We start from the raw sequence: 20,735 nt of genomic DNA, 5'->3' as shown, positions 1-20,735 counted from the left end.
GTCAGATATTCATTCTCATCATTTCTTGATAAGCCTCAACTGCTTTATTTCGCATTTCTAAAGTTAATTGAAGAGTTACACTTGCCTTTTGTGATGCAATCATTACTTCATGAAGGTCAACATTTTCCCCTTTTGCCATTTTGACTGTTAACTCATCAGAGACAGTTTGTGCTTCATTTACTTTATTCAAAGACTCCTTTAATGCAGTTGCAAAGCTTTGTTGGGCTTTAAATGGTGTAGAGAGTGGTGTTGGTTTTTGCGGGGTGATTGCCGGCAAAGATCCTTGTTTAAAAGATATATTCATTTCATTCATAACTTACTATCTCCAATCTATTTTCCAATTTCCAAAGCTTTCATTAACATTCCTTTTGATGCATTAAATACTGTTACATTTGCTTCATATGAACGCGTCGCACTCATTAGGTCAACCATTTCTCTTAACGGATCGACATTCGGCATTTCCACATATCCATCTACATTCGCATCTGGATGATTGGGGTTATAGACTAGTTTGAAAGGTGTCTCGTCTTCAATAATTTTCGAAACATGTACTCCATTACCGGAGCTTGTATTTTTACCCATTTCATTATGTAAATAATTTGAAAATCGATTTCCATTCTCCTGTAACACAACTGATTTTCTTTTGTATGTTTGCCATTCACCATTTACATACTCTGCTCGGGTTGTTTCAGCGTTTGCCATATTAGAAGAGATGACATCCATTCTTAATCTTTGACTTGTTAGAGCTGATGCAGTCGTATTTAAACTTTGAAACATTCGAATCATCTTCCTCCTTTAATGACATTCAACAGCGAAGAAAATTTTCCGCTCGTTCTTTCAATTAAAGCATTGTAATAGATTTGATTGGATGCTAGATTACTCATTTCTTTGTCAACGTCCACACTATTACCATTATTATTGTATTGCACATTGTTTTGAACAAACACTTTAGTTAGTTCGGAAGAAAGAGGTTTATAAGTAAAATGTCGTTGATCTGTTCGGTATGCTTGAATAGAAGATTCTAAATCCGAACCGAAGGATTTAGATAGATTTACATCTTTCGCTTTATAATTCGGTGTATCTGCATTCGCAATATTTTCAGAAATAATTTTCTGTTTTGTACTCGAATAATTCAATGCTTGTTCAAGTGTAGTAAAAGTAGAAGAAAAAATGTTCATCATAATCCCCTCCTTTGTATCAGTAATGTAATAAAATTATAATATCTGCAATAAAAAAGTAATTGTATAATAACTATTTTAAAGAAGTAAATGAATGCTGTCTATCAAGATTCGTCATTATTCGATGTGCCAAAAGAACTATTTTAGTCGTTTTTTGTCTAATTTTGTATTTAAAAATCTATATAGTGGTAATTTTATTACAAGTTTCTCCTTCTTTTTCACTAATTAGCAACAATTCGACATAAATAATTCCACATTTGTTAATTGCCTTATTAACTATAAATAAAATCTTAAATAATTAACCGGTACTTTAGAACTGTTTTTTGTGAAATATATTTGAATTGTGGCTATAAAATATTTCCGTTGACAGGAAATCCGGTCATATATTAGATTTAATATCCTTTTTTATGAAATAATCCGTTACGCTAATCCCACTTTATATATTATTTTTATAAAGTGAAACTTCAATCAGTGGGGATTTTCTTCATCGCCCACTGATTGTTAGTCCCATTCTAGAGTCGCTAATATCTCCGCCCAGCGTAGGTAAAGCGACTCTACAAATAAGATAGTGAATCAAATCACAGACTAAGATGCCGCCTCCTCATGTCTTCGTCTGTATGACCCACCCTGTGGGAGCAAACTTTACCTCACCAATCGGGCTTTTACGAGCTTTTATCCCCCTCCTACGCATCCTCAATTTCTCTAAGTCATGAGGTGGGGGGATGACTGCCGGTCAATGCGGGATAAAATTCTATCTTAAAATTTATTATCGAACTCAAAGGAATCAAGGTGAGATTACTTATATTACAGTTTACTTTTTTCTAATAATAAATTATCCATTCTCGATTTCACAAAAAAGTTAAAGTGGATATCTCAAAAGTGATATTGTACCTATCAAGTAGACGAAAAATGAAAGAGGCTTTACCTGTTACGGTAAAATCAATCTTTAGTCCGCTTTAAAAATCCCTTTTTGTGGAATTTAAAGAGATTGTAGTAAATGAACTCATATAAAGTAAAATTAAAAGCAATTGAGCTATATTTTAATCGATTTATTCATACAGAAATAGGGGTGAAATGTAATATAACCAATAAGAGTTTGTAAATCATTGAGTGAATAAGTATAAAGTGAAACTTCCATTAGCAGAAGATTTACTTAAAAAAGCGAAGCGACTGGTGTAGTTCGTTTTCTGATATCGCTTTCACATCCTGAAAACGTATGCTGTAATACGGCTTGGCCCAATTTGCCATAGAGTGTTACAGCTTATGACCTCAGAAATGACAAGAGCCACATTGTTATCCTGGATATGTAATGAGAGGCTGGCGCTTAAAAAGGCAAGCGTAGTTTGATTCATAGAAATGACAAGGGTAGATAAAGAAAATGGCTTAATACAATCCACGTCCTATAGAGGCTACTGCTGGGACAATGCCTACTAGAAAACTTCTACAGATATCCTCATGCCTATTTTAGTTCACACAAACCTATGGGGAATTCAAAACTCCATTTCTAAATACCTGATTGATAATAAAAAAGAATGCTAAACAAATACGGCATGAGTCAGGTACAATACCTAGCTCATGCCGTATTATGGAACTCTTTTTAGGAGTCTACTCGACAGGTCCTATTTCAACCCTCGAGACATCCACTAATCAATTAATTATTTTTTAATTTTTCAAGTTCCAATAAAAATTTATCGTTCAAGACTTTAATATACGTACCTTTCATTCCCAATGATCGTGATTCAATGACTCCAGCACTTTCTAATTTTCTTAATGCGTTAACAATAACTGATCTTGTGATACCTACACGGTCTGCAATCTTAGATGCAACTAGAAGACCTTCACTGCCTTTTAGTTCCTCGAAAATATGTTCAATTGCTTCCAACTCGCTATAAGATAATGAGCTAATCGCCATTTGTACGATCGCTTTACTACGAGCTTCTTCTTCAATTTCTTCTGCTTTCTCACGTAGAATTTCCATACCAATTACAGTAGCTCCATATTCAGCTAAAATTAGATCATCATCATGGAATTGATCTTGAAGACGTGCAAGAATCAAGGTTCCTAGACGGTCTCCTCCACCAATAATAGGTACAATTGTTGTCAAACCGCTCACAAACAGCTCTTTATTCTCGATCGGAAATGCTGTATATTCGCTTTCTACATCTAAATTAGACGATGTTCCTTGTACATTGAATAAACTCTTTGTGTATTCCTCAGGGAATTGTCTGTCTTTTAGCATTTGATTTATTCGCTCATTTTCAATTTGCTGGTTAATAGCAAATCCTAAAAGCTTACCTCTTCTGCTTACAACGTATACGTTCGATTCAATAACTTCACTTAAGCTTTCAGCCATTTCTTTAAAATTCACAGGTTGACCAGCCGCATTTTGCAGCATAGAGTTAATTTTTCTTGTTTTTTCTAATAAATTCATTACAGTTTTCCTCCTAAATTACCTTGCTTCATTAATTAGATAGTTGTTCTGTCCAAATATAGTTTAATCTAGGAGAACTAACGAGCGCACACTCTTATTTGGTGATTCTTCTTTCGTTTATACTTTCCTAGACTAAAGAATAAATTGGCTTAAATCTTTGTTTTTCACGATTGATCCTAGCTTCTCTTCCACATATTGCGGAGTAATCGTTATTTTTTCTAATGTAATTTCCGGAGCCTCGAATGAAAGATCCTCAAGAAGTCTTTCCATGATTGTATGCAGGCGACGAGCCCCTATATTGTCTGTATTTTGGTTTACTTCAAAGGCAACTTCCGCAATCCTACGAATAGCTTCGTCAGAAAATTCAATTTCTATACCTTCCGTCGCTAATAATGCCATATATTGTTTAATAAGTGCGTTATCTGGCTCATGAAGGATTCGCACAAAATCATCAACGGACAACTTGGTCAATTCTACACGAATTGGAAAGCGTCCTTGAAGCTCGGGTATTAAATCTGACGGTTTTGCAATATGAAAAGCTCCAGCAGAGATAAATAGTACATGATCAGTTTTTACAGAACCATATTTCGTTACAACAGTTGATCCTTCTACAATTGGCAGAATATCACGCTGGACACCTTCTCTGGAAACATCCGCAGAAGAGCTTCCAGATTTCTTACTGGCAATTTTATCGATTTCATCAATGAAAATAATTCCCGTTTGTTCTGCTCTGTATACCGCTTCTTGGGTTACTTCATCCATATCTATCAATTTACCAGCTTCTTCATTCGCTAATACAATTCTCGCTTCACTTACCTTTAATTTTCTCTTCTTTTGCTTTTTAGGCATTAAACTACCAAGTACATCTTGCATATTCATACCCATCTGTTCCATTCCCGAACCTTGGAGCATATCAAACATCGATGCTTGCTGTTCTTCCACTTCAACAGTGATGAGCTCATTTTCTAGTTCACCAAGTGCAAGTTTTTCTTTCACAATTTTCCGCTTTTCCTGCTGGCTTAAGTCTTCGGCAGTTTTTGTGGATTCTTCTTCAAAAGAATCATTTGTTCCACCACCAAAAAATACCTCTAGCGGATTTTTAAAATTGGATTGTTTTTTACTTGAAGGAACAAGTAACTCAATCAGGCGGTTATTTGCATTTTCTTCCGCTCGTTCCTTTACGCTTTCTTTCTTTTCTTCCTTAACAAGCCGTACAGATGTTTCAACCAAATCACGAACCATAGACTCAACATCTCTACCGACATACCCAACCTCAGTAAATTTAGTTGCCTCTATTTTTATAAAAGGAGCACCTACTAGCTTAGCCATTCTTCGAGCAATTTCAGTTTTCCCTACTCCAGTAGGACCAATCATTAGAATGTTTTTAGGCACTACTTCATCACGTAATTGATCGTTAAGTAAACTGCGGCGATAACGATTACGAAGAGCAACAGCTACAGCACGTTTCGCATCACGCTGTCCGACAATGTATTGATCAAGCTTTTCAACGATTTGCCTCGGTGTTAAATTCGATTTGTTTGTCATATCACACAGCTCCTCTCGCTTACAATTCTTCTACAATAATATTTGTATTAGTAAACACACAGATTTCTGCAGCTATTTTTAAAGATGATTGAGCGATTTCCTTAGCGGTTAAGTTTTCACCCGAGAATTGCTTTAACGCACGACCAGCAGCTAAAGCATAGTTACCACCAGATCCAATAGCAAGAATTCCGTCATCAGGTTCAATTACTTCGCCAGTTCCCGAAACAAGTAGCAAGTCATTTTGATCCATAACAATTAGCATCGCTTCTAATTTGCGCAAAATATTGTCACTCCGCCATTGCTTCGCCAACTCTACAGATGCTCTTTGTAAATTCCCATTATATTCTTCGAGTTTTGCTTCAAACATTTCAAATAATGTAAAAGCATCCGCAACAGAGCCAGCAAATCCAGCTAATACTTTTCCGTTAAAAAGCCGACGTACCTTTCTCGCCGTATGCTTCATCACTACTGAATTTCCTAGCGTAACCTGACCATCGCCGGACATGGCACATTCACCTTTATGCACAATAGCAAAAATTGTAGTTGCATGAAATTCTCCCATAACGATTCTCCTTTTAAAAGCGGTTAAGCTCTCGGATGTGATGCATTGTAAACTTTTCTTAATTGTTCTTTTGTTACATGTGTATAAATTTGTGTTGACGAAATTTTAGAATGACCCAATAATTCTTGGACTGTTCTTAAATCCGCACCATTATTCAAAAGATGTGTGGCAAATGAATGCCTCAGCATATGAGGATGCAATTCTATATTATTCGCAGCTTTTTTTATAATTGCTGTAAGTATATAACGCACCCCTCTTGGTGTTAGTGGATCTCCACGAAAATTTATTAACAAAAAGGGATGGGACTTTGCCTGTGAAGTCATCACAGTTGCTCTTCCATCTTGTATATAAGACGCTAAAGCATCTTTGGCATATTGGCCCAATGGCATATAGCGGTCTTTTTTTCCTTTACCATGTACTAAAACGGTTCCTAGAGAAAAATCAAGATCTTGAAGCTTAATATCACAGCCTTCACTGACACGTATCCCAGTTGCATATAACAATTCCAATAAAGCTGCATCTCTCAATCCCATTGGTGATTCAAGTTCAAGTGATGAAAATAATTGATTCAACTCTTCTTCATATAAAAAGCGCGGCAGCTTCTGATCTTTTTTAGGAAGCGATACAAGAGAAAACGGGTTCTCTTTCACAAGGCCCTCACGCATTAAAAATTTATAAAAACTCCGCAAGCAGGATGTTTTCCTTGCAACTGTTCGTTTAGAAAGATTTCTTTCGTATAACTTCGTCAAAAATAAGCGCGCATCAAAATATTCAACAGAATCAATCGACTTCATACCTTGTTCAGTCATGAACAAAACAAATTCTTCGATATCCCGTTGATAACTTTCAATGGTATAGTGTGAACAATTTTTTTCGATTTGCAAATATTCTATAAAAGAAGGTAAAGCTTGATTTGCATGTAACATTCAGTACACCTCGCAAAGGCTATTAAATAGTATCACATTTTAATATTGGAGGCAAACAAATTTACAAATTCTTCACAAATTTCTGAATTGTTTCTAATGCTCTAGATGCATGCTTCTCATTTCGTTCTTTTTTCCCTCTGATTTTCTCGTCAAGCTCTGGAAAAATCCCAAAGTTTGCATTCATTGGCTGGAATGTTTTTGCGTTGGTGGCAGTTATATATCGCGCCATGCTACCAATTGCCGTTTCAGCTGGGAATGTAGCTGGTTCCTGACCTAATGCAATTTTCGCGGCATTAATACCTGCAACTAGTCCTGAGGCTGCTGACTCTACATAGCCTTCAACACCTGTCATTTGACCAGCAAAAAATAAATCTTCACGATTCTTAAATTGATAGGTCGGTTTTAATACTTTAGGTGAATTAATGAACGTATTTCGATGCATAACACCGTAACGTACAATTTCCACATTTTCAAGACCCGGAATTAATTGAAGTACTTCCTTTTGAGGTCCCCATTTTAAATGTGTCTGAAAACCAACAAGATTGTAAAGAGTTCCGGCTGCGTCATCTTGACGTAATTGGATAACGGCATATGGCCTTTTTCCTGTTTTCGGGTCTTCAAGACCAACAGGCTTAAGCGGTCCAAATAACATCGTTTTTTTCCCTCTAGACGCCATAACTTCAATCGGCATACAACCTTCGAAGAATATTTCCTTCTCAAATTCCTTAAGTGGAACGGTCTCTGCAGCAATAAGCGCATCATAAAAACGGTTGAATTCTTCTTCAGTCATTGGACAATTCAGGTATGCTGCTTCTCCCTTATCATATCGAGATTTCAGATATACCTTATCCATATTAATGCTGTCTCTTTCAATGATCGGCGCAGCTGCATCGTAAAAGTACAAATATTCTTCATCCATAATTTCCTGCAGCTTTGCTGAAAGTGCTTGGCTTGTTAAGGGCCCTGTTGCAATGATGGTCGGACCTTCAGGTATTTCTGTCATTTCTTCATTCAGTACCGTGACATTGGGATGATTTCTCACCATCTCTGTCACTTTGTCAGCAAATTCATGTCGGTCAACCGCCAAAGCTCCTCCTGCCGGTACCGCACATGCATCTGCAGCTAGCATGATGACGGAATTCAGCTGCCGCATTTCTTCTTTCAAAACTCCAACTGCATTTGTCAAACCATTTGCACGCAAAGAGTTGCTACAAACAAGTTCGGCAAATTTATCTGTATGGTGGGCAGGTGTTTGCTTAACAGGCCGCATTTCGTATAGATTCACTTTAACTCCACGATTGGCAAGTTGCCAGACCGCTTCACTGCCAGCTAGTCCAGCCCCGATTACATTAACAACTGTCTCTTTCATTTTACGTACCTCCGCATATAAATATGAATATTAAGTATATGTAAATCATGCTTAACTTTCCTACACACTCACGATGTGAAAATGATTCTGTTAATATCAGCAATAGTAAATTATATAACCTACAGAAACTCCTTGTCCACTGCATTTTACCTTACATACAAGAAAGATGAAAGTTTCAAGCATTATCACCAACTATTCACTTAAAAATACCTCATTCGCTTACTTTTTTGTCAATAAAAGGAGACATAACTTCGTTAACCGAAACCAATTATTTTTAAAAAATGGGTAATTATACAAGATAGTCACTCTATGCCAATATAAAGTGAAACTTCAATCCGTATTTTTTTCATTCCCCACTGATTGTTAGTCCCATTCTAGCGTCACTAATACCTAGGTTTCTTCAATTCCTCTTAGCCTTGAGCTGGGCGTCTTACTCCCATGAAAATAGCCATTTTGGATGAAGCCTCCTTCATGTTTGGCTGCCCGTTAACACGGAATAAAACTTTCTTTTGAAGAAAATTAAAAAGGTGAGCTGTACACTCACCTTTAGAACTAATTCTGTGGTGTTTCTTTATAGTCACAGTTTACACACTGTACTTGTACACCTTTTTTCAACTTTTTCTCTACTAAAGTTCCTTCACATTTCGGACATGGTCTTGGCAGTGGTTTGTCCCAAGAGATAAAGTCACACTCTGGATAGCGATCACACCCATAGAATAGGCGACGTTTTTTACTTTTTCTTTCAATAATATTCCCTTCATGACACTTCGGACATTTAACACCAATTTCTTTCACAATCGGTTTTGTATTGCGGCAATCCGGAAAATTACTACAAGCCATAAATTTCCCATAGCGGCCCATTTTGAATACCATTGGATTTCCGCATTCTTCACAGTCTTCTCCTGCGGGTTCATCCTTGATTTCTACTTTTTCCATCTCTGCTTCCGCTTTTATTAGATGGACTTCGAATTCCTTATAAAATTCGTCAATTACTTGGACCCATTCCATATTTCCTGCCTCAACATTATCGAATTCACGTTCCATTTTAGCGGTGAACGCCAAGTCAAGCACATCCGGGAAGAATTCCATAATTAATTCTAGAACTATTTCCCCTAGCTCTGTCGGTATAAAACGTTTATTATCGAGCGTTACATACCCTCTTTTTTGAATGGTATCAAGAGTTGGTGCATATGTGGAAGGTCGGCCTATTCCTAATTCTTCAAGCGTTTTTACAAGTCTTGCCTCCGTATATCTTGGCGGTGGCTGAGTGAAATGCTGCTTTGGTTCGATATCTTTTGAAAAAAACGTATCGCCTTCCTCCACTTCAGGAAGCATATTTTCTTTTTCTTCCACTGAATCATCAGTACCTTCTACATACACTTTCATGAATCCAGGAAACTTTATTTTGGAGCCATTTGCCCTAAAAATAATATCAGCATTGATTAAATCAATTGTCATCGTATCCATAACCGCAGATGCCATCTGACTAGAGACTAAGCGCTCCCAAATTAATTTATATAAGCGAAACTGGTCTCTCGATAAATATTCTTTAACGGAACTAGGATCTCTAAGCGAACTAGTTGGCCTGATGGCTTCATGAGCATCTTGGGAATTCGTTTGCTTTTTATCCTTACGTTCTTCCTTTAGAATATATTCCTGACCATATGCATTTCCGATAAAACTACGAACTTCTTCTTTAGCACTGTCTGAAATACGAGTGGAATCTGTTCTCATATAAGTGATTAATCCAATCGTTCCTTCTTTTCCTAGTTCGATCCCTTCATACAGCTGCTGAGCTAGCATCATTGTTTTTCTTGCACGGAAATTCAGCTTTCTTGCAGCTTCTTGTTGTAAGGAAGATGTTGTAAATGGGGCTGCAGGATTACGTTTTCTTTCCTTTTTTGTCACCTTATTGATTTTGAATTCACTTCCGGTGATGGCACCCAATATTTGTTTAACATCATTTTCTGACTTAAGTTCAACACGTTTTCCTGCTTTACTGAAAAACGATCCTTCAAATTGGTCATTCCCTTTAAGAAAATCGGATTTAATGGTCCAATATTCTTCTGGCTCAAAGCGCTTGATTTCTTTTTCCCGGTCAATAATCATTCGAACCGCAACGGACTGAACACGTCCAGCGCTTAGACCTTTTTTGACTTTCTTCCATAATAAAGGACTAATGTTATATCCAACCAATCGATCAAGTATTCTTCGTGCTTGCTGAGCATCCACTAAATCCATATTGATTGGACGTGGTGTTTTAAACGATTCTTTAATTGCTTCTTTTGTAATTTCATTAAACACTACTCGACAATCTGATGCAATATCTACACCAAGACTGTGAGCTAAGTGCCATGCAATCGCTTCCCCTTCTCTGTCGGGGTCAGCTGCGAGATAGATTTTCTTCGCTTTTTTTGCAGCTGTTTTCAGTTCCTTTAGTACAGGACCTTTTCCACGGATTGTGATATATTTCGGGTTATACTCATGTTCAACATCTACGCCCATTTGACTCTTCGGCAAATCACGAACATGTCCCATAGAAGCTCTTACTTTATATTTCTTTCCTAAATAACGTTCTATTGTTTTCGCTTTTGCTGGTGATTCCACTATTACCAAGTATTCTGACATTCAATAAATCCTCCTCAAGAGGTAATATAAATCTTCACTATTATTAATCATAAAAAAATCATTTGTCAATCTTCTTTCATTTTTTATTTCATCTCACGCATTAGAAATCGGTTTCAAAAAAAGATACTGAATATAGGAGCCTGTTGCAAAATTTATACTAGTATTACTAAATTATCAACCTTTTTCTATAAATTTTTTTTTTCAAAAAGGGAAAAAATTTACTTAATTCACAAATATTCTCGGTAAATATTACACTATTTGTATATTCATCATAATAATATGATTATGCATGTTTTTTTATTATAATCAGATATCTATTTATAAGAAATAGGTTTTATAAAATAAACAAGAGGACACCTCGAAAGGATTGCCCTCCTCCATTCAAATCATTCATTTTCACGCTAAGATTGAGCACCTAGAAAACGTATATTCAATAGAAGAAAATAGGTGTAAATAACTTAATATACGATCTCTACGTCAATGTCTGCTGCGGAAAGTACCATCTTAGCTCCTTCTTGAATCAAGAAATTCGACCCGGCTGATAATTCGCTCGTAATGTTTCCTGGTATCGCAAAAACCTCACGCCCTTGCTCCAATGCAAGCTTCGCTGTTATCAAAGAACCACTTCTTGCCCTTGCTTCAACAACAAAAACCCCTTTGGATAATCCACTAATAATCCGGTTTCTTACTGGAAACATCCATGGTTCGGGGCGTCTTGATGGCGGAGTTTCTGAAATGAGCAATCCGTATTTGATTATATTTGTGGCCAAGGGAATATTACTAACAGGATACATATGATAGTGGCCACCTCCGAGAATACCTATTGTCTTCCCTTGGCAATCGATTGCTATACGATGTGCAGCAGCATCGATTCCTGTCGCTACGCCACTGATAATGACATAATTCTTCTTAACAAGGGGTGGTAATACCCTTCTTAGGGCTGTTACACCGTACTCAGACGGTTTCCTCGCCCCTACTACCCCTAAACTATACTCAAAGGTTAACAACCTTCTATCACCTCTTAAATAAAGAACCCAAGGCGGATCATGGATTTGTTTTAAGAGATTTGGATAGTCATCATCCACTATCGTTACAATTTCAATATCATTATTTTTATATTGGTGAATGAGTTCTTGAATATTTAAATGATGAAGGTCATAATAAAAGGTTTGTAGTTTAGTAGCTGAGATTGGAAGGATATTTTTCCAGTGGGTATAAGATTGTGTATACAGTGTCGTTAGAGAAGGGTCTGCTAATAGAATCTTCTTCATGGTCTGCCATCCCACACCACGACAATGATGTAAATGAATGATTTTATCGGTAAAATTCAATGTAGATCACTCCTATAGCGGTTTTTAACGAGGGGGAACAATGGTGGTTGACGAAATAAGCAGCTGTCTCAAAAGAGGAAGGCCTCAGAGCAACACACAGTATTACAAGTTACATACGCACTGTATTTTTCGTAGTTGCGAGTTCTGAACCGTTTTTTGAGACAGCCTCATTTATGATAATTTATTTTGTCTTACATTGTTCGTAGATGCCTTTTTCTTTCAGAACTGTAATTAGTGTTTCACCCATTACAGATGGAGTTTCCGCGACTTTAATTCCACATTCATTCATAACGCGGATTTTTTCATCTGCTGTTCCTTTTCCGCCAGAGATGATTGCACCAGCATGTCCCATTCTTTTTCCTGGAGGAGCTGTGCGTCCACCGATGAAGCCAACAACCGGTTTCGTCATATTAGCGGCTACCCATTTCGCAGCTTCTTCTTCAGCGGTTCCACCAATTTCACCAATCATGATGACTGCGTATGTTTCAGGATCTTCATTGAATTCTTTAAGTACATCGATGAAGTTTGTTCCGTTTACTGGATCTCCGCCAATTCCTACCGCTGAAGTTTGTCCAATTCCAGCTTGTGTCAATTGATGAACGGCTTCATATGTTAACGTTCCTGAACGAGAAACGACACCAACATGACCTTTTGTATGGATGTATCCAGGCATAATACCTATTTTACATTCATCAGCCGTAATAACACCAGGACAGTTTGGTCCGATTAAGCGAGTTTTCTTGCCCTCCATATAACGCTTCACTTTCACCATATCCATAACTGGGATATGTTCTGTGATACAGATTGCAAGATCTAATTCTGCATCTGTTGCTTCAAGAATCGCATCTGCTGCAAATGGAGCTGGTACATAAATCACTGATGCAGTGGCGCCAGTTGCGTTAACAGCTTCAAGTACTGTGTTAAAAACTGGTACTCCTTCAACTTCGGTTCCACCTTTTCCTGGAGTCACTCCACCGACAATCTTCGTTCCATATTCTAACATTTGTTTTGTGTGAAATAAAGCCGTTGAACCAGTGATACCTTGAACAATGACTTTAGTATCTTTATTAATAAATACGCCCATTTTTTGTCCCCCCTGCCTATTATCCTACAAGTGATACGATTTTTTGTGCACCGTCTGCCATCGATTCAGCAGGTGTTAAATTCAAACCGGAATCTTTCAAAATCTGTTTACCTAATTCAACGTTTGTCCCTTCAAGACGAACAACAACTGGAACATCAAGTCCTAATTGTTTAGCTGCTTCAACCACACCTTCAGCAATTACATCACACTTCATAATTCCCCCAAAAATGTTTACAAAAATACCTTTTACATTTTTGTCAGATAAAATAATTTTGAATGCTTCTGTAACTTTTTCTGCAGTCGCACCGCCGCCAACATCAAGGAAGTTTGCCGGGTCTCCACTGTAATGTTTGATGATATCCATCGTGGACATCGCAAGGCCAGCACCGTTAACCATGCAACCGATATTTCCAGTTAAAGAAATGTAGCTTAAGTCATATTTCGATGCTTCAATTTCTTTTGGATCTTCTTCGTCAAGATCACGGTATTCTAAAATATCTTTGTGACGGAATAAAGCGTTATCATCAAAGTTTAATTTAGCGTCCAATGCCATTACATTTCCGTCACCTGTTATAACAAGTGGATTAATTTCTGCAATTGAACAGTCTTTTTCTACAAATGCAGTATAAAGACCTAACATGAACTTTACAGATTTGTTGATTAATTCCTTAGGGATATTAATGTTAAAAGCAATTCTTCTAGCTTGGAAAGCGGATAAACCAACAACTGGATCAATTACTTCCTTGAAGATTTTTTCAGGTGTTTTTTCTGCCACTTCTTCGATTTCCGTTCCGCCCTCTTCTGAAGCCATTAGAACGACACGCGATGTATCACGGTCCAAAACAAGACCCACATAGTATTCTTTCTTAATGTCGCAGCCTTCTTCAATTAACAGCCGCTTCACTTCTTTCCCTTCAGGACCAGTTTGGTGAGTGATAAGTGTTTTCCCAAGAATTTCTTCTGCATATGTACGCGCTTCATCAAGATTTTTTGCAACTTTAACACCGCCCGCTTTACCGCGGCCGCCTGCATGAATTTGAGCTTTTACAACAACAACATCTGTTCCTAGTTCTTTTGCAGCCTCAACTGCTTCCTCAACTGTGTATGCTACACGGCCATTCGGAACAGATACCCCGTATTGTTTGAGGACCTCTTTACCTTGATACTCATGGATATTCATTTCCCATCCTCCTTGTCAACTATAAAACTATTCAAATGATAAAACGCAAAATACATATCCCATTTTACACCCAAATCGAATTATGTACATGTTAAACATGTTAAAAAGCCGGAATTAAACAAACAATCATTTTAATCCGTCTTATCGAAATGGTCCTAACATCTCTTCTATTTACAGAGAAGCTAACAATATTAAATATAGCGTTTTCAAACGGGATGAAATAGCCTGCGTTTTCATTGTATATAATGTAAATTTACTTGTCTACTTAAACCTACTAAAACTTTTCTACAATTCTTTTTATTCCGATAAGTAGCTAGTCCAATAAATGATCTATAATTGTGAAACTTTGACCTGATTTTATATACTTCAATAGACTTATGTCTCCATCAATAACTCTTCCTACTACATTTACTTTTCCATCAATCGGCAAATCCCTTTTCACAATCTGCAGTTCCCCTTGATAACGACCATATCGTTCATTATCGATCGTTATGCTACCCACTACTCTTTCAGTCGTATTCTCAGGGTGGATAATATAATTCTGGTTCGCAGTATAGATTCTTGATGTTTCTGATCGGATGACATCCCGCGCAGCATCCATTCGATTACGATGGTCTAGGGCGATGATGGATTGTGTTGGTGGATGCTGTGAATAAAGGATACTTCTTAGCGGAATTGAACCGTTTATTACTTTTTTAAATTGAAAAATGGTATCTTTTTTTAGCGAAATATCCCCGATTGCCACTTTATCAACACCGCATGTATGAATTAACTCAAGATAAGATTGAAAGGGAGATGCATTACGGTGTTTTTCGAGTGTAGGCAATCTATCGTTAAGTGGCCCTCTGAGCAACTCATCTCCTGGAGCAAATGCCATTACCTTAAATCCTAATTTCTTAAGTATCGTGTTTTGTTTAATGAAGTCTTCCTTATCAAGGCCTGTTTCTATTCGAGGATAATAATTATGCCAAGCCTCTGTTTGATTCAGATTGATATTTTCTTTTAAAAGAGCTTGAAAAAAATTAAGATTAATTGTACTCGCATTCAAAGCAATCTTCATTGTATGTGAAAGCTTAGCAATGGTTTTCGGCTCCATTCCATAATCAATCCTTAACCCATTTACTCCCCACCCCTTTATTTCTCCGATGGTTTCCGATGTGAATCCTAAAAGCTGAAAGGTAATAGGTGAAATGTCGGCCATCAAGTCCATATTGTATGATAGCGCCTGTCTACCTAAAGTTTTTAGCAATTCCTTAAAGTGAGTCGAATCGTCTTCAGGTATATGGAGTGAAGTGAAAATGAACTGACATCCAGCCTGTGACATTTCTTTTAGATACGCTTCCTGTTCTTCATCATTAATGTGTCCAAGATAAACCGAACATCCTAACATCATCATTCCTCCAACACAAGTCATTTAAATTCAAACTTAAAAGAGGGTACCCCATAAAGAAAAGATCAACCCGCAACCACAATATGCAGTTCAAATTAATCGTAAGTACCGCTATGAACTGTGTATAGATTGCTTGGTCAGACCCTTTCGGAACGCCCTCTTTCCATCACTTAATATTATCAGCCATTTCTTCTTTAAAACCGAAGAGGTAGGTGAAAATAAAACCAAAAGCATACGCAATCAAAAGCCCGAGAAAATACATCACATATTTTCCATCGATTAGTGGAATAAGGGATAAACCTGATACTCCAATCCCAGTCGAAGCCGTTTTTGCAAATGCCTGGAAAGCACCGCCCATTGCACCGCCAAGACAAGCAGTTAAAAATGGCCGCCCAAGTGGTAATGTAACCCCGTAAAGTAGGGGTTCGCCAATTCCTAAGAATCCAACAGGCAAACCACCTTTGATAACATTTTTCAATTTCTTATTTTTCGTTTTGACAAAAATAGCAATAGCAGCACCAACTTGACCAGCTCCAGCCATCGCTAAAATTGGAAGCAGAATTGTGACACCAGTACTCGAGATTAATTCCATATGGATCGGGGTTAAGCCGTGGTGTAGACCGACCATTACAAGCGGTAAAAATGTACCTGCTAGTATAAAACCTGCAAATACTCCACCATACTCAATAATCGCATTAATTCCATTTGTGATTCCTGCTGTAAAATAGCCGCCAATTGGCTGAATTAGCAATAACGTTAAAAAACCAACAAATAAGACCGTAATTAAAGGGGTAAAAATAATATCAACGGCATTTGGAATGAATTTTCGAACACGTTTTTCAGTAATGGCCATCAGCCAAGCTGCAAAGATGACAGCAAATAATCCTCCACGCCCTGGTTGAAGCGCTTCTCCAAACAATTCTACAGTAGCAAGAGCAGGGTTAAAAACGAAGATTCCAGCCACGGCTCCAAGTGCTGGTGTTCCACCGAATTCTTTTGCCGTATTCCAACCGACAAGTACTCCTAAGTAGGCAAAAATACCTCCACCCATAAATAATAATAGCTGCATCCAAGTTGCTGTAGGATCAACACCTGCGTTCTTGGCAAAGTTGGCTGCTCCATTTATAATACCTGAAGCAACTAAAGCAGGGATTAGTGGGATAAAAATATTACCGATTTTTCTTAGCAAATTTTTAAAAGCTGTATTGTTTTTCGAGCGGATTTCATTGTGCTTTATCGTTGCTAAATCATCAAATTTTTCTTCATCCACTTCACCTACAGCAAGATCTGTAAGCGCGCTTATTTCTAAAGCCACTTTATTTACCAACCCTGGTCCGATGACAATCTGTAAGGTTTCATCCTCAATAACTCCCATTACCCCTTCTACCGCTTTAATTTCGACAATGTTTGCTTTGCCAGCATCTTTCAACTGCAAACGTAGTCTAGTCATACAATGAGCAACTTGACTAATATTCGAAGCTCCTCCGACTTTTTCACTTATCTCTTTTGCTAAGCGTTCTTCCTTTCTCATTTCTTTCCCCCACCCTCTTTATTAGATGACTAATTTCCATGAAATAATTTTAATCGAACCAACTCCATTTCCAGATTTTCAGGAGTTGGTTCATTCTATGATGCTGATACGAAAAACATGTTCTAGCCGATTTTAATTTCCGTTAGTATTTTCTTTCATTAATTCCTCGATTGCTGCTTTTAGTTTCCCATGATGTTTATTCAATGTTTCTTGTACGTTGTTTCCCTCTACCCCTGTTACAATTGATAGAATAGCAGTTTTAACAGAACCATATTTCTGTAAAGCATCCTCTGCATCTGTTATAGTTGCACCTGTTGCTTCTACGACAATAGCCTTTGCCCGTACATAAAGTTTTTCATTGGTTGGTTGCACATCAACCATTAAATTGCTATACACTTTACCTATTTTAATCATGCTGGCTGTTGTAAGCATATTTAACACTAGCTTCTGAGCTGTCCCTGCCTTCATTCGGGTCGAACCAGTAATTACCTCAGGTCCTGCTTCTACAAACATTGATATGTCAGCTGCACTTTCCATTTCTGAGTGGGGACTGCAAATAACAGCACCTACAGTTGCCCCTAGTTCTCTCGCTTGTTTCATCGCTGAAATTGTGTAAGGTGTTCGACCGCTGGCAGCAATTCCAATCACACAATCCTTCTCTGAAACATGTAAGTTTTTAATATCTTCTATAGCTTGTTCTTGGTCATCTTCAGCTCCCTCTACCGCCAATTGAAGCGCCTTCAAACCACCGGCAATAAGGCCAACTACAAGACTTGGATCGGTTCCATACGTTGGGGGACATTCTGAAGCATCAAGAACACCCAATCTTCCACTCGTTCCTGCTCCAACATAAATTAGCCTTCCACCATTTTGAAAAGAATTCACAATTTTATCAACCATATCGGCGATTTCAGGAAGAATAGACTCAACTGCTGCAGGAACTTTTTTATCTTCCTGATTAATCATTTTTATGACATCAATACTGGAAAGTTCATCGATATTCATCGTATTAGGGTTTCTTTTTTCAGTTAAAATATTGTTTAAATTCATCCAATTTCTCCTCCTCTATATTCGTGTAATAAGCAGGTACTTTTAAAAAAATTGATTGGAATATAGTTTTATATGAAAATTTATTCCAATCATTTTTTACATATTCACCAAAATAAAAGAGTCAGACTCCACAACTACAATACACAGCTTATTGTGTATGAAGTGTGAAGTCCGACCCTTACTTTTTATATCCTAAATTATCATTTTTGTGTTTATTCGCTTCTTTATCCGCTTTATATACAAAAGCAAATACTTCTGCAACCGCTTTGTATAACTCTTCTGGTATTTTTTTATTTATGTCCAGTTTACCAAGTAGCTCTGCTAATGATGGATCTTCCTGAATCGGGATATTATGTTCTTTGGCCGCTTCAAGAATGTTTTCTGCAACTTTTCCTTTGCCTTTTGCAAGTACTTTCGGGACTGATTCTTTTTTTGCATCGTATCGCAGAGCAATCGCTGCTTTTCGTTTATCACTCATATTCGTAAATCCAATCCACTATAAGTATCGTTCATATTAATGGCAACTTGTGACTTTTTCTTTAGCTGTGTCTTTTCAGTCTCATTTTCAAAAACAATACTCGATAACTTATAGTCCATTGCCTCTAAATTTTTCTTTAGCACTTCAATAAATGGCGTCACAAGCATTTCAAGCCGATCAGGATGTTCATGGATAATCGACACGTTCACAACACGATTTTGAACGCCCATATCAATGATTGTTTCTTTAAGAGATTCAAGTTCTAAATAAAAGAGAATTCGGCAATATGCCGGGTCTATCGTACCATCTTTTTTTCTTCTTCCCGTCCACTGCATCGTTAAATCAGTTTGATGTGTCCCCATTGTTAATGGAATTTGCATGAACAGCTGTTGAAGCGGACCATTTTCCTGAGCCAGAATTTGCTGGGCTGTAATTCGTTGAATAGCCTGCTCCGCCGAATTTTTAACGGTCATTGACAGATCCTCCTGCATCAATTTCATTAATAATGGTTTTAGCGTTTCCAATTGATTATCGGATACTTGCTTTTCTGTAGCTAAGACGGATTCAAATCCAAATCCCATTTGAGATATGATCTTTTTGAATGAAGAAGATAATGATCCAGCATTCGAAAAATCGACTACTTTAAAATCGTTTTGTAAAACAGATTTTAATGCAACAGCTTGGGGTTCCATTGTATCAGTTACAATTTGGTCAGATGTAGCAACTTTTAGTAAAAGTTCACCGATCTTACTGCTTGCCACTTGAACTGTATCTGGATTATTGTTTAATAGCTTTATCACTGGATTTTGTCCTTGGTCAGCACTGATAAAAGCCTTCGCTTCAAAATTTGCATGAACAGCCGACAAGAGCGTTTTTGCAAGTGACGTGATATGTAGGTTTTGTCTTTCTCCAGCATTACGTAATAAACGATTTAATTCACCTAATATATCGTTTGTTTCAGTAGGCTGAATGAGTCCTTGACTGGAAAGATACGATAAACCCTCCCTTACGACAGCTGTTGCATTGCTTCTTCCCGAAGGCATGATTTTGTCTAGAAAAGCAGACAGTAACTCTGATTCAGATACATGATGAGGAATTAACCCGGCACTTTGCAGGAGTGTATAGGCTCCCTCACGGACATGAACAGGAGTTTCAGCTTTTAACCATAGCGAAAGGACTTTTTGCATACCTATTTTTTCCATCAACTCTTGTTTCGGAAGTACAAGAGTTTCTAGTAGTGCTTTTGTTTGCGCCGAAGTAGGCGTGTGTTTTTCACTTTTTAATAGATTCTGAAGAAGAGTTGACAGAATGATATGAAATGGTTTTCCGTTTTCCACAGATTGTAGGGCCATAAATACATCTTTTACAAACGGAAGCTCTTGAACCAGCATCGTTTTAATGATGGTAAGTCCTTGACCTGTTATACTAGAATCCTTAAAAAAACGAAGTGACTCCTCCATAATCTCTTTTGTAATCGGCAATTCATTTTTCAAAAAATAGTCTGCAATGAAGGTTGCTTCTTTGCTCTTGCCAAGAGATAGATGTGTTAGTACTTGTTCTGCAGCCTTACTACTTCCCATCTCACTTGAAGCAATAGCTTCAAGAAGCTTTAAACGGACTTGTCCGTCATCTGGTTGCACTTGAAGCCAATATCTTTCTCCAGCCTTCAAAGGTACATCCAAAGCCGCCATAACCATTTGTGAACCGATTTGTACCGATGCCATATTATTCGGAAACAGCTTTGTCATTTTCCCAAGCAAAATTTGGCCACTGTGGAATTTCATTTTCCCTTGAAGCCCATCCACCGGCCTTGTGTGCGTTAGTAATTGAGTCGGTTGCATTATGCCACATCCTAAAACCATTCGTTTTATTTCTCTAAGTACGTGTTCAAAAAGGAGGATAAAGAAGAGCCGAGAAGTTCAAGTAACGCATCTCCGGAACCTTACGCGTATGCAGTAACATTTGTGACTGGACTTGCACAGGTTGTGCTGGCTTCTACGTTGCGCACAGGACATGCGCGATGACATAATTCTCAAGCTATTTTACCGAACT

Annotated in this window: 17 protein-coding genes; all 17 read right to left on the bottom strand. The window is 37.6% G+C overall.

Translation table 11 applies throughout. The features are described from left to right. Position 1: 1 nt before the first annotated feature. A complete protein-coding gene (gene fliE / locus AC625_RS07730; protein WP_082190980.1) occupies positions 2–313 on the bottom strand; it encodes a flagellar hook-basal body complex protein FliE in 312 nt (103 codons plus the stop codon). Positions 314–330: 17 nt separating this feature from the next. Next, positions 331–783 carry a flagellar basal body rod protein FlgC gene (flgC, locus tag AC625_RS07725; protein ID WP_049683628.1) on the bottom strand — a complete coding sequence of 151 codons (453 nt, stop codon included), beginning with the start codon at positions 781–783 and terminating at the stop codon, positions 331–333. Continuing rightward, a complete protein-coding gene (flgB, locus tag AC625_RS07720) occupies positions 783–1,178 on the bottom strand; it encodes a flagellar basal body rod protein FlgB (protein WP_049680775.1) in 396 nt (131 codons plus the stop codon). Before flgB ends, flgC begins: the two co-directional genes overlap by 1 nt. Before the next feature lie 1,651 nt (positions 1,179–2,829). Next, entirely contained in the window at positions 2,830–3,609 is a 780-nt protein-coding gene (gene codY / locus AC625_RS07715; protein ID WP_049680774.1) for a GTP-sensing pleiotropic transcriptional regulator CodY, read from the bottom strand. Between the two features lie 132 nt (positions 3,610–3,741). Beyond that, a complete protein-coding gene (gene hslU, locus AC625_RS07710; RefSeq protein ID WP_049680773.1) occupies positions 3,742–5,154 on the bottom strand; it encodes an ATP-dependent protease ATPase subunit HslU in 1,413 nt (470 codons plus the stop codon). Positions 5,155–5,173: 19 nt separating this feature from the next. Continuing rightward, positions 5,174–5,716 (bottom strand): ATP-dependent protease subunit HslV, encoded by a 543-nt coding sequence (gene hslV, locus AC625_RS07705; RefSeq protein WP_049680772.1) that lies wholly within the window; start codon positions 5,714–5,716, stop codon positions 5,174–5,176. A 23-nt stretch (positions 5,717–5,739) separates the two neighbouring features. Further along, complete coding sequence (gene xerC / locus AC625_RS07700) at positions 5,740–6,642, bottom strand: tyrosine recombinase XerC (protein ID WP_049680771.1); 903 nt, start codon at positions 6,640–6,642, stop codon at positions 5,740–5,742. A 61-nt stretch (positions 6,643–6,703) separates the two neighbouring features. Continuing rightward, positions 6,704–8,011, bottom strand: a complete 1,308-nt coding sequence (gene trmFO, locus AC625_RS07695) for an FADH(2)-oxidizing methylenetetrahydrofolate--tRNA-(uracil(54)-C(5))-methyltransferase TrmFO (protein ID WP_049680770.1) — start codon at positions 8,009–8,011, stop codon at positions 6,704–6,706. Positions 8,012–8,563: 552 nt separating this feature from the next. Beyond that, positions 8,564–10,639 (bottom strand): type I DNA topoisomerase, encoded by a 2,076-nt coding sequence (gene topA / locus AC625_RS07690; RefSeq protein ID WP_049680769.1) that lies wholly within the window; start codon positions 10,637–10,639, stop codon positions 8,564–8,566. 458 nt (positions 10,640–11,097) lie between these two features. Continuing rightward, positions 11,098–11,910, bottom strand: coding sequence for a DNA-processing protein DprA (gene dprA / locus AC625_RS07685; RefSeq protein WP_049683627.1), 813 nt, complete (start codon positions 11,908–11,910; stop codon positions 11,098–11,100). A 241-nt stretch (positions 11,911–12,151) separates the two neighbouring features. After that, a complete protein-coding gene (sucD, locus tag AC625_RS07680) occupies positions 12,152–13,054 on the bottom strand; it encodes a succinate--CoA ligase subunit alpha (RefSeq protein ID WP_049680768.1) in 903 nt (300 codons plus the stop codon). Between the two features lie 19 nt (positions 13,055–13,073). After that, positions 13,074–14,234 carry an ADP-forming succinate--CoA ligase subunit beta gene (sucC, locus tag AC625_RS07675; protein WP_049680767.1) on the bottom strand — a complete coding sequence of 387 codons (1,161 nt, stop codon included), beginning with the start codon at positions 14,232–14,234 and terminating at the stop codon, positions 13,074–13,076. 313 nt (positions 14,235–14,547) lie between these two features. Beyond that, positions 14,548–15,624: a DUF871 domain-containing protein gene (locus AC625_RS07670; RefSeq protein ID WP_049680766.1), complete on the bottom strand. Its 1,077-nt coding sequence runs from the start codon at positions 15,622–15,624 to the stop codon at positions 14,548–14,550. Positions 15,625–15,790: 166 nt separating this feature from the next. Beyond that, positions 15,791–17,155 (bottom strand): PTS transporter subunit EIIC, encoded by a 1,365-nt coding sequence (locus tag AC625_RS07665; RefSeq protein ID WP_049680765.1) that lies wholly within the window; start codon positions 17,153–17,155, stop codon positions 15,791–15,793. 132 nt (positions 17,156–17,287) lie between these two features. After that, complete coding sequence (murQ, locus tag AC625_RS07660; RefSeq protein ID WP_049680764.1) at positions 17,288–18,205, bottom strand: N-acetylmuramic acid 6-phosphate etherase; 918 nt, start codon at positions 18,203–18,205, stop codon at positions 17,288–17,290. Between the two features lie 178 nt (positions 18,206–18,383). Further along, entirely contained in the window at positions 18,384–18,683 is a 300-nt protein-coding gene (locus AC625_RS07655) for an EscU/YscU/HrcU family type III secretion system export apparatus switch protein (RefSeq protein WP_049680763.1), read from the bottom strand. Continuing rightward, the gene (locus tag AC625_RS07650) at positions 18,680–20,524 is read right to left on the bottom strand and encodes a hypothetical protein (RefSeq protein WP_049680762.1); all 1,845 of its coding nucleotides are present in this window, start codon (positions 20,522–20,524) and stop codon (positions 18,680–18,682) included. Before AC625_RS07650 ends, AC625_RS07655 begins: the two co-directional genes overlap by 4 nt. Positions 20,525–20,735: the final 211 nt, after the last annotated feature.

The organism is Peribacillus loiseleuriae, from assembly GCF_001183985.1.
In the GTDB taxonomy this organism is placed as follows: Bacteria; Bacillota; Bacilli; order Bacillales; family DSM-1321; genus Peribacillus; species Peribacillus loiseleuriae.
The sequence above is the reverse complement of the archived record's forward strand: the minus strand, read 5'-3'. Positions and strand labels throughout refer to the sequence as shown.

Coding starts and splice junctions, on each gene's coding strand:
- fliE (WP_082190980.1), bottom strand. CDS start 313: ATGAATGAAATGAATATATCTTTTAAACAAGGATCTTTGCCGGCAATC.
- flgB (WP_049680775.1), bottom strand. CDS start 1,178: ATGAACATTTTTTCTTCTACTTTTACTACACTTGAACAAGCATTGAAT.
- codY (WP_049680774.1), bottom strand. CDS start 3,609: ATGAATTTATTAGAAAAAACAAGAAAAATTAACTCTATGCTGCAAAAT.
- hslU (WP_049680773.1), bottom strand. CDS start 5,154: ATGACAAACAAATCGAATTTAACACCGAGGCAAATCGTTGAAAAGCTT.
- hslV (WP_049680772.1), bottom strand. CDS start 5,716: ATGGGAGAATTTCATGCAACTACAATTTTTGCTATTGTGCATAAAGGT.
- xerC (WP_049680771.1), bottom strand. CDS start 6,642: ATGTTACATGCAAATCAAGCTTTACCTTCTTTTATAGAATATTTGCAA.
- trmFO (WP_049680770.1), bottom strand. CDS start 8,011: ATGAAAGAGACAGTTGTTAATGTAATCGGGGCTGGACTAGCTGGCAGT.
- topA (WP_049680769.1), bottom strand. CDS start 10,639: ATGTCAGAATACTTGGTAATAGTGGAATCACCAGCAAAAGCGAAAACA.
- dprA (WP_049683627.1), bottom strand. CDS start 11,910: ATGAAGAAGATTCTATTAGCAGACCCTTCTCTAACGACACTGTATACA.
- sucD (WP_049680768.1), bottom strand. CDS start 13,054: ATGGGCGTATTTATTAATAAAGATACTAAAGTCATTGTTCAAGGTATC.
- sucC (WP_049680767.1), bottom strand. CDS start 14,234: ATGAATATCCATGAGTATCAAGGTAAAGAGGTCCTCAAACAATACGGG.
- AC625_RS07670 (WP_049680766.1), bottom strand. CDS start 15,624: ATGTTAGGATGTTCGGTTTATCTTGGACACATTAATGATGAAGAACAG.
- AC625_RS07665 (WP_049680765.1), bottom strand. CDS start 17,155: ATGAGAAAGGAAGAACGCTTAGCAAAAGAGATAAGTGAAAAAGTCGGA.
- murQ (WP_049680764.1), bottom strand. CDS start 18,205: ATGAATTTAAACAATATTTTAACTGAAAAAAGAAACCCTAATACGATG.
- AC625_RS07655 (WP_049680763.1), bottom strand. CDS start 18,683: ATGAGTGATAAACGAAAAGCAGCGATTGCTCTGCGATACGATGCAAAA.
- AC625_RS07650 (WP_049680762.1), bottom strand. CDS start 20,524: ATGCAACCGACTCAATTACTAACGCACACAAGGCCGGTGGATGGGCTT.